The sequence below is a fragment of the Hydrogenophaga sp. genome (genome assembly GCF_031426985.1).
Classification (GTDB): domain Bacteria; phylum Pseudomonadota; class Gammaproteobacteria; order Burkholderiales; family Burkholderiaceae_C; genus Hydrogenophaga.
Genome location: NZ_JASJOY010000077.1, coordinates 1 through 9659, shown reverse-complemented (window position 1 = coordinate 9659; position 9659 = coordinate 1). Strand labels below are relative to the sequence as shown.

At 65.4% G+C, this 9659-nt stretch carries 8 protein-coding genes; 6 read left to right on the top strand and 2 right to left on the bottom strand.

Annotated elements, in window-relative coordinates:
* From RMP09_RS10120 to RMP09_RS10095, 6 genes are all read left to right on the top strand, one after another.
* The coding region (locus RMP09_RS10120; RefSeq protein ID WP_310565856.1) for an IMP dehydrogenase at positions 1 to 1008 on the top strand (1008 nt) is incomplete at its 5' end.
* 154 nt (positions 1009 to 1162) lie between these two features.
* Positions 1163 to 2779, top strand: coding sequence for a glutamine-hydrolyzing GMP synthase (gene guaA / locus RMP09_RS10115; protein ID WP_310565855.1), 1617 nt, complete (start codon positions 1163 to 1165; stop codon positions 2777 to 2779).
* A gap of 226 nt (positions 2780 to 3005) precedes the next feature.
* The gene (locus RMP09_RS10110) at positions 3006 to 4412 is read left to right on the top strand and encodes a tyrosine-type recombinase/integrase (protein WP_310565854.1); all 1407 of its coding nucleotides are present in this window, start codon (positions 3006 to 3008) and stop codon (positions 4410 to 4412) included.
* Positions 4413 to 4628: 216 nt separating this feature from the next.
* A complete protein-coding gene (locus tag RMP09_RS10105) occupies positions 4629 to 5564 on the top strand; it encodes a site-specific integrase (RefSeq protein WP_310565853.1) in 936 nt (311 codons plus the stop codon).
* 12 nt (positions 5565 to 5576) lie between these two features.
* Entirely contained in the window at positions 5577 to 6770 is a 1194-nt protein-coding gene (locus RMP09_RS10100; RefSeq protein WP_310565852.1) for an IS91 family transposase, read from the top strand.
* Between the two features lie 532 nt (positions 6771 to 7302).
* Positions 7303 to 7926, top strand: coding sequence for a tyrosine-type recombinase/integrase (locus RMP09_RS10095; RefSeq protein ID WP_310565851.1), 624 nt, complete (start codon positions 7303 to 7305; stop codon positions 7924 to 7926).
* A 195-nt stretch (positions 7927 to 8121) separates the two neighbouring features.
* Here the strand turns inward: RMP09_RS10095 and RMP09_RS10090 are convergent, their stop codons facing one another.
* The gene (locus RMP09_RS10090) at positions 8122 to 8658 is read right to left on the bottom strand and encodes a metal-dependent hydrolase (RefSeq protein ID WP_110400887.1); all 537 of its coding nucleotides are present in this window, start codon (positions 8656 to 8658) and stop codon (positions 8122 to 8124) included.
* 33 nt (positions 8659 to 8691) lie between these two features.
* Positions 8692 to 9659 (bottom strand): HAD-IC family P-type ATPase (locus RMP09_RS10085; RefSeq protein ID WP_310565850.1); only part of this gene is annotated, 968 nt, incomplete at its 5' end.

Here is a 9659-nt window from a genome sequence, read left to right as displayed (position 1 = left end):
GAGCGCCTGATCACCATGCCCGACGGCACCACGCCGGCCGAGGCCAAGACCCTGCTGAACAAGCACAAGCTCGAACGCCTGCTGCTGGTCAACGACGCCTTCGAGCTCAAGGGCCTGATCACGGTCAAGGACATCACCAAGCAGCTGAACTTCCCCAACGCCGCGCGCGACGCCGCCGGCCGCCTGCGCGTGGGCGCAGCGGTGGGCGTGGGCGAGGGCACAGAAGAGCGCGTCGAGGCACTGGTCAAGGCCGGTGTGGACGCCATCGTGGTGGACACCGCCCACGGCCACAGCAAGGGCGTGATCGACCGCGTGCGCTGGGTCAAGCAGAACTACCCGCAGGTCGACGTGATCGGCGGCAACATCGCCACCGGCAGCGCTGCCCTGGCGCTGGTGGAAGCGGGTGCCGACGGCGTCAAGGTCGGTATCGGCCCCGGTTCCATCTGCACCACCCGCATCGTGGCCGGTGTGGGCGTGCCCCAGATCATGGCGATCGACAACGTCGCGACGGCACTGCTGGGCACGGGCGTGCCCATGATCGCCGACGGCGGCATCCGCTACAGCGGTGACATCGCCAAGGCCATCGCGGCCGGCGCCAACACCGTGATGATGGGCGGCATGTTCGCCGGCACCGAAGAGGCGCCGGGCGAGATCGTGCTGTTCCAGGGCCGCAGCTACAAGAGCTACCGCGGCATGGGCTCCATCGGCGCCATGCAGCAGGGCAGCGCCGACCGCTACTTCCAGGAAAGCAGCACCGGCAACCCCAATGCCGACAAGCTGGTGCCCGAAGGCATCGAAGGCCGCGTGCCCTACAAGGGCTCGGTCGTGTCGATCATCTTCCAGATGGCCGGCGGCCTGCGCGCCTCCATGGGCTACTGCGGCTGCCCGACCATCGAGCACATGCGCGCCAAGGCCGAATTCGTCGAGATCACCTCGGCCGGCATCCGCGAGAGCCATGTGCACGACGTGCAGATCACCAAAGAGGCCCCCAACTACCGCGCGGAATAGGTTCCCCCCGCGCCGCCTGCGGCGTCACCCCCCAGGGGGCGGCACCAGCGGCCCGGCAAAGCCGGTTCCGCGGTGCCCCTGGATGGGGTGACCTCTTGCCAAACGGGTCGTCCTTAGAGACGGCCTTTGTTTTTTCTGAAGTTCACCCAACGCCATGCAGCACCAGAAAATCCTCATCCTCGATTTCGGTTCCCAGGTCACCCAGCTCATCGCCCGCCGCGTGCGCGAAGCCCATGTGTACTGCGAAGTGCATCCTTGTGATGTCAGCAGCGACTGGGTGCGCGAGTTCGCCGCCGATGGTCAGCTCAAGGGCGTGATCCTCTCCGGCAGCCACGCCAGCGTTTACGAAGTGGACGACAAGGCACCCGACGCGGTGTTCGAGCTGGGCATTCCTGTGCTGGGCATCTGCTACGGCATGCAGACCATGGCCCAGCAGCTCGGAGGCAAGGTCGAGGCCGGCAAGACGCGCGAATTCGGCTACGCCGAGGTCCGCGCCCGCGGCCACACGGCCCTGCTCAAGGGCATAGAGGACTTCCACACCCCGGACGGCCACGGCATGCTCAAGGTCTGGATGAGCCACGGCGACAAGGTCACCGACATGCCACCCGGCTTCAAGCTCATGGCCAGCACCGACAGCTGCCCGATCGCCGGCATGGCCGACGAGGCGCGCGGCTACTACGCCGTGCAGTTCCACCCCGAGGTCACGCACACGGTGCAGGGCAGGGCGTTGCTGGAGCGCTTCGTGCTCGACATCTGCGCCACGCGTCCGGACTGGGTGATGCGCGACCACATCGAGGAAGCGGTGCAGAAGATCCGCGAGCAGGTGGGTGATGAAGAGGTGATCCTGGGTCTGTCCGGTGGCGTCGATTCGTCGGTGGCCGCTGCCCTGATCCACCGCGCCATCGGCGACCAGCTGACCTGCGTGTTCGTCGATCACGGCCTGCTGCGCCTGAACGAGGGCGACATGGTGATGGACATGTTTGTCGGCAAATTGCACGCCAAGGTGATCCGCGTCGACGCCGCCGACCAGTTTCTCGGCCACCTGGCCGGCGTGAGCGATCCGGAGGCCAAGCGCAAGATCATCGGCCGCGAATTCGTCGAGGTCTTCAAGGCCGAGGCCGCCAAACTGATTTCAAGTGGTGCATCAACAAAAGGCGCCAAGTGGTTGGCACAAGGCACTATTTATCCGGACGTGATCGAGTCCGGTGGCGCCAAGAGCAAGAAGGCCGTCACCATCAAGAGCCACCACAACGTGGGCGGCCTGCCGGAGCAGCTGGGCCTGAAACTGCTGGAGCCGCTGCGCGACCTGTTCAAGGACGAGGTGCGGGAGCTGGGCGTGGCGCTGGGTCTGCCGCACGACATGGTCTACCGCCACCCGTTCCCGGGGCCGGGCCTGGGCGTGCGCATCCTGGGCGAGGTCAAGAAGGAATACGCCGACCTGCTGCGCCGGGCCGACGCGATCTTCATCGAAGAGCTGCGCTCGACCATCGACCACCACTCCGGCAAGAGCTGGTACGACCTGACCAGCCAGGCCTTCACCGTGTTCCTGCCAGTCAAGAGCGTGGGCGTGATGGGCGACGGCCGCACCTACGACTACGTGGTGGCGCTGCGCGCGGTGCAGACCAGCGACTTCATGACCGCCGACTGGGCCGAGCTGCCGTACGCGCTGCTCAAGAAGGTGTCCAGCCGCATCATCAACGAGGTGCGCGGCATCAACCGCGTGACCTACGACGTGAGCAGCAAGCCGCCCGCGACCATCGAGTGGGAATGAGCCAAGATCGTCCCAAGGTGTTTCGGAACATCCCAGGAAAACCCGATTTCCCTTTAGGGACAAGGACTTAGCGTCCCGCGACGTCCCATCGAATCCCAGGGCGTCCCAGGCGTTCTGACGGTTGACTTGACGGTATCCGGACACCTAAGCTGGCAGGCCTGCAGCGATACCGTCAGACCCCATGACGGTATTTCGGTCCTGCGAAATGCAACGGATCGGAGACCTCATGAACACCTCGATGGAACGGGCGCGGGTTGGGCTGGTAAGCGCGAGAACGCGCCACGGATTGACGGAAACCAAACTGCGAGAACTACTGCCGGGCGAGAGGGTCTACAAGGTCAGCGACGGAGGCAACGGTCTCTACGTCGTCGTCTCGCCCAGTGGCAGCAGGTCCTTCCGCTACGACTACCGATTGAGCGGCCGACGCGAGACGCTGACCATCGGACGCCATGAACCGGTGGCCCGCCATGCTCAGCGATCTCACCTGGCCTACGGCATGGATGTGACGCTGGAGGAGGCGCGCCTCCTGCTGGCTCGGGCGCGTGTCGATGTCAGTTCCGGGCGATCACCCGCCCGGGCCAAGGTTGAACAGCGCAGCGAAGTCGCCGACGCCATGAGCTTCGGGCGCTGGGCGACACGGTACTTTGAATTCAAGTCCGACGCCAAGAGCGGTGCCGAGCGCCTGGCCGACAGCACTTTGGCTTTGCGGCGTTCGATCTACAACCGCATCCTGGCCGGCCCGTTCGGGAAGCTGAACCTTGAAGAAATCAAGCCGGTTGCACTGGGCGAGTTGCTCGACCGCGTCAAGACTGAACGAGGCCCAGGTCCTGCCGTGCACGCCAGGGAACTGGTGTTGCAGATCTACCGGTTCGCCAATGGCAAGGGCGTCGACATCGCCAATCCGGCGGAAGCGCTCGCTCGGAAGGCCTACGCGACGTTTGTCCCGCGTGAGCGCAACCTGAGCCGCCACGAAATCAAGACCTTGCTCGACGGACTGGAGATGACGGGCACTGCCCCGACACTGCGGCTGGCCGTCAGGTTCTTGCTGCTGACGGGTGTGCGCAAAGGTGAGTTCATCGGGGCCACCTGGGCGGAATTGGACTGGGAACGGGCCCAGTGGCTGATCCCCGCCGCAAGGATGAAGGCAGGCAAGCCGCATACGGTGTATCTGGCAGAGCAGGCCCTGGACATTTTGACAACGCTTCGAACCTGCTTTCCGTCGAGCAACTTTCTCCATCCAAGCCGGTATGACTCCGCCGAGCCGATCAGCCAAGCCACGCTGAACCGGACGATCGCCGCTTCGGTGGACCGGATCAACAAGGATCGAACACCCAGTCAGGAGCTGTTTCTGCCAGTCTCCGTGCACGACCTGCGCCGAACGTTCTCGTCACGCCTCAACGACGCGCTCTTCCCGGAAGCATTGGTGGAAGCCTGCCTGGCCCACCAGAAAAAGGACCAAGTCGCTGCCGCCTACAACCATGCTCGGTTGTCCGGGCCTCGGCGGGCCCTCATGCAAGTCTGGGCGGACATGGTGGACTGCTGGATGCGTGGTGATTCCGCGAGGGAGATCATCGTCAGGGGGAAGGCGAAGATCGATGCGGCGGCGAACGACGCAGAAGGCATGAACTTGTAGGCTGAAGCAACACCCTGTGTAGTTTCCGTTGCTCGGCGCGTCTGTCTGGACCCAACATGAAGCGCCTTTTGCGCTCCAGATACCGCTTTGCAGCGGTGGACTAAACCGCTCGCGCGGTAGACGCTCCGGCTACGTTGGTGGCGTTTCGTTGCGCCCGTGATTCTGCGATGTTGGCGGTCGAGGCAATCCGCCTCGGTCACCGACAGGAGCAGGATCATGGACGTTTCCACCCCGACCCCATCCGCGGCCGTATCGCCGCTGCGCCAACGCATGATCGACGACATGCGCATGCGCCAGTTCGCAGAGCACACGCAGGAGGGCTACATCCGCGCCGTGCGCAAGCTCGCCACCTTCCTCGGCCGCTCGCCGCACACCGCCACCGCCGAGGACCTGCGCCGCTTCCAGCTGCACCTGGTGGACACCGGCACCGGCCCGGTCACCATCAACGCCACCATCACCGGGCTGAAGTTCTTCTTCGACATCACGCTGGGCCGGCCCGAGCTCATGCTCAAGATGACGCATGTGGCTGTGCCTCGCAAGCTGCCCGTGATCCTGAGCCCCGAGGAAGTCGGCCGCCTGATCGCCGCCGCGCCCAACCTCAAGCACCAGGCCGCCATGTCGGTGGCCTACGGCGCGGGCCTGCGCGTCAGCGAAGTCGTCTCGCTCAAGGTCGGCGACATCGACGGCGAGCGCATGACACTGCGCGTGGAGCAGGGCAAGGGACGCAAGGATCGCTACGCCATGCTCAGCCCGGTGCTGCTGGAGCGGCTGCGTGCCTGGTGGAGACTGGGCCATGCCCAGGGCAAGATCCGCCACGGTGGTTGGCTGTTCCCGGGCCTGGACCCCACCGATCACGTGACCGCGCGCCAGCTCAACCGCGCCGTGCACCTGGCCGCCGCGACGGCCGGCATCGACAAGCGCATCACCCCGCACGGCCTGCGCCATGCCTTTGCCACCCATCTGCTGGAGCAGAAGGTCGATATCCGCGTCATCCAGGTGCTGCTCGGGCACAAGCGGCTGGACACCACGACCCTGTACGCTGCCGTGGCCACCGACCTGCTGCGCCGGGTCATCAGCCCGCTGGATCACACGTGCGCCAAGCCCGCAGGCGAGCCAGCGCCCGAACCTGCACCGCAGCCGCCAGCCCTGTAGTCGTACGCCATCGTGCAGGCGCGACCCGCCCTGGAGGTCGCCGACATCTTCCGTGCCCATGGACCCGCCTGGCGTGACGCCCAGCGCGGCCACCTGAGCCTGGCGCAGCTCAAGGTGATGTCGGCCATCACCCAGTGCCGCACGGCGGCACTGGGTGGACATGTCCTTCGCTGCGACGGGTGTGGCCTCGACCAGGTCTCGTACAACTCGTGCCGCAACCGGCACTGCCCGAAGTGCCAGAGCAGTGCGGCCAAGCGCTGGCTGGATGCGCGCCAAGCCGATCTGCTGCCGGTGGAGTACTACCACGTGGTCTTCACGCTGCCTGCACCCATCGCCGACATCGCGTACCAGAACAAAGCAGCGCTGTACGGCTTGCTGTTCGACATCGCCGCCGAGACGCTGCAGCGGATCGCGGCCGATCCCAAGCACCTGGGCGCCGACATCGGCGCCACGCTGGTGCTGCACACCTGGGGCTCGGCGCTGACCCATCACCCGCACGTGCACGGCATCGTGCCGGGCGGCGGCTTGGCGCCCGACGGCAAGACTTGGGTGGCTTGCCGGCCGGGGTTCTTCCTGCCGGTGCGCGTGCTGTCCCGGCTGTTCAGGCGCCGCTTCCTGGAGGAACTGCAGCGGCTGCACGATGGTGGCAAGCTCAGATTCTTCGGCGAACACGCAGCACTGGCCGACGCCACGGCCTTCAAGGCGTGGCTCGCGCCGCTGCGCAAGTGCGAGTGGGTGGTCTACGCCAAGCGCCCATTCGCGGGACCGCAGGCGGTGCTGGCCTACCTGTCGCGCTACACGCACCGCGTGGCCATCTCCAACAGCCGGCTGCTGGCGATGGACGAGCGCGGCGTCACCTTCCGCTGGAAGGACTACCGGGCGAACAAGACTGGCAGGGGCAAGACGCGTCACAAGGCGATGACGCTGAGCCCGCAGGAGTTCATGCGCCGCTTCCTGCTGCATGTGCTGCCGGGCGGCTTCCACCGAATCCGGCACTACGGCCTGCTGGCCAACAGCATCCGGCGGGACAACCTGGCGCTGGCACGCCAGCTGTTGCAGGTGACGCCGTCCTCGCCCGAAGCAACGGCCACCGAGGGCTTGGACTCGCCACGTCCGACCTTCGTCTGCGCGCACTGCGGCCGCGCGATGACGGTGCTGCAGGTCTTCTTGCGCGACTGCTCGATTCGGGCGCCGCCAGCACCATGACCACGCTCGAACTCCGCCGATCAACTCGACGCTGGACATGGCGTCCGGTGGGCTGCTGCGTGCGTCGCTTGGTCAGCGGCTGCGCAGGCTCGGCCAAGAGCTCCTGCCGTATCGAAGCGGCACACGCACGGGCGCCTGCGGTCATCGATGAGGTGTCGATGCTCAGTCGCAGGCGGCCAACTCGCGACCCGCGCGCAGAGCAATCGCCATAGCCACCGCGCTCGACATCTACCGTGGCGGTCGCCGCGGTTTCCTCCCTCGAGGCTTATGCAACACCTGCCCGACAGCAGTGAGGGTGCTCGACCGCTTGTGCGGCTGGGCAGGTGTCACACAAGCCTTAACAATTGCCGTCCCTCGCTGCACTGATCCGAATACCCGCTGTTGTCCGTAGAACAGTCATTCACTCCGACACAAATGGCGTACACAGTCCCAGAACCATGAGTGGACAGACGAGTTCGAACTTGACCTAACGCAACACCCTGAACTTGAGCCGGCGCATGCTCTGTGACCCTCAACTTGATGGGAGTCCATCATGGAAACCTCAGGCTCCGCTGTTCAACATGCACCATGGAACAAGGGCAAGATCGTTGGCCAGAAGGCTCCCTTCAAGTTGAAAGATATCTGGGCGTTGCGCGTGCGCCTGCAGCTTGAAGGCAGGGTTCGCGAACTGGCGCTCTTCAATCTTGGCATAGACAGCAAGCTGCGTGGTTGCGACCTGGTGACACTCAAGGTCCGTGATGTGCGCCACGGCGACCAGATGGCCACGCGAGCCATCGTCATGCAACACAAAACACAGCGACCAGTGCAGTTCGAAATCACGGCGGGCACCCGTGATGCCCTGCAGAACTGGATCAAGCAGGCCTCATTGAAATCAGATGACTTCCTGTTTCCCAGCAGGCTTCATGAATCGCCCCATTTGGGCACGCGGCAGTACGCGCGAATTCTGGGGCACTGGGTTGACGAACTGGGGCTTGACCGAGCCGACTATGGGACGCATTCCATACGAAGGACGAAGGCGACGCTGATCTATCGGCGCACCAAAAACCTTCGAGCTGTGCAGTTGCTGCTTGGGCATGCCAAGCTGGAGTCCACCGTGCGGTATCTGGGTGTCGAAGTCGATGACGCCCTTGAAATATCCGAACAGACAGAAATTTGACGCTGGCGTCGACGGGACTATCGCCCCACGGACGTAGGGCTCCGGCCTCAAGAAGTGCATCAGGCGGTCGGGTTGGCCCGGGGTTCTCTTTCCGTGGGCCACAAGTCTTGAAGACTTTGCCGCGTGTCAAAGTCTTTTCCCGCAGTGAGCTGGGTACGACACCGCGCCAGAACGGTTGATGGCTTTCAGGACCGCTTATCGTGTTCGAGACCTCCGATGAAAGACAACCATGGCTGCCACGGCGATGGCAAGGTAGTTGGTGACCATGAACCTCGGGGTGTTCCAAGCGACGCCATCCAACCCCCAGTAGGTCACCGGATAGAAAACCGGTGATGGATAGAAATCGGCCGAGTGCGTGAAGACGTCAATCAGCACATGGGACCACCAGCCCCACAGCGGCAGCCAGAAGCGGCCCAACCAGAGCCAGAGACCCCATGTGACTGCGCCCGCCACCAACGCGCTGTGCATCACGCAGTGCAGGTGGTGGGTCAGGCCGGCGAGCATCGGTGATAGCGGTGGCTCGTACCCGGGCAGTGCATTGGCGTAGGCCAGCAGCACACGCCAGCCATCCATCGACGACAACGCCAGTGCGAGCAGTGGTGCGAACTGGGGCAGATCAGGCAGCACCGCCAGCCCCACCGCCAGCCCGACGGTGCGGCGGTCCAGCGGCCGGCGCTGGTGCCAGGCCGCGGCGCCCAGGCCCGCCCACAGTCCGTGCGCAAGGATGTCCATGGCGTGTGCCCTCCTGGGTGATGAATCTGTCCTTTATCGGTTGCGCAGGCGCAGCGCATTGCCGATGACAGACACCGAACTCAGGCTCATGGCCAGCGCGGCGATCATGGGCGAGAGCAGCGAGCCGGTGAAGGGATACAGCAGCCCGGCGGCCAATGGAATGCCCAGGGCGTTGTAGACGAAGGCGAACCCCAGGTTCTGCTTCATGTTGGCCACGGTGGCCACCGAGAGTTCGCGCGCGGTGGCGATGCCGCGCAGATCCCCCTTGACCAGCGTGAGCTGGGCGCTGTTCATGGCCACGTCGGTGCCGGTGCCCATGGCAATGCCCACATCGGCGCGGGCCAGCGCCGGCGCGTCGTTGATGCCATCCCCCGCCATGGCCACCACGCGGCCCTCGGCCTGCAGCCGTTCCACGAGCCGGAGCTTGTCGGCCGGCTGGACCTCGCCGTGCACCTCGTCGATGCCCAGGCGATGGCCCACCGCATGCGCCGTGGTCAGACCGTCGCCCGTGGCCATCACAACGCGGATGCCTGCCTTGCGCAGCGATGCCAGGGCCTCGGCGGTGGTGGCCTTGACCGGGTCCGACACCGCCAGCAGGCCCGCCAGTTGCCGGTCCACGGCCAGGTACATGACGCTGGCGCCCTGGCTGCGCAGAGACTCTGCCTCTTTCGCCAGTGCTGCGGCGTCCACACCCAGTTGATCCATCAGGGCCGTGTTGCCCAAGGCCAGCGCCCGTTCGCCCACCACACCGTGCACGCCAATGCCCGACGCCGAGTCGAACTGCGCGGGCTTCTCCAGCACCAGCCCCTGCTGCCTGGCCGCCGCGACGATGGCGGCCGCCAGCGGATGTTCGCTGCCCTGGTCCAGGCTGGCCGCCAGCCGCAGCACCTCCGCATCCGTGTAGTCCGCCACGCCTAGGGCGCGCTCGAAGGTGGGCCGTCCTTCCGTCAGGGTGCCGGTCTTGTCCACGATCAGGGTGTCGACCTTGCGCAGGTTCTCGA

Bases quoted from the DNA above. Each gene is read 5' to 3' on its own strand.
- guaA (WP_310565855.1), top strand. From the start codon at position 1,163: ATGCAGCACCAGAAAATCCTCATCCTCGATTTCGGTTCCCAGGTCACC.
- RMP09_RS10110 (WP_310565854.1), top strand. From the start codon at position 3,006: ATGAACACCTCGATGGAACGGGCGCGGGTTGGGCTGGTAAGCGCGAGA.
- RMP09_RS10105 (WP_310565853.1), top strand. From the start codon at position 4,629: ATGGACGTTTCCACCCCGACCCCATCCGCGGCCGTATCGCCGCTGCGC.
- RMP09_RS10095 (WP_310565851.1), top strand. From the start codon at position 7,303: ATGGAAACCTCAGGCTCCGCTGTTCAACATGCACCATGGAACAAGGGC.
- RMP09_RS10090 (WP_110400887.1), bottom strand. From the start codon at position 8,658: ATGGACATCCTTGCGCACGGACTGTGGGCGGGCCTGGGCGCCGCGGCC.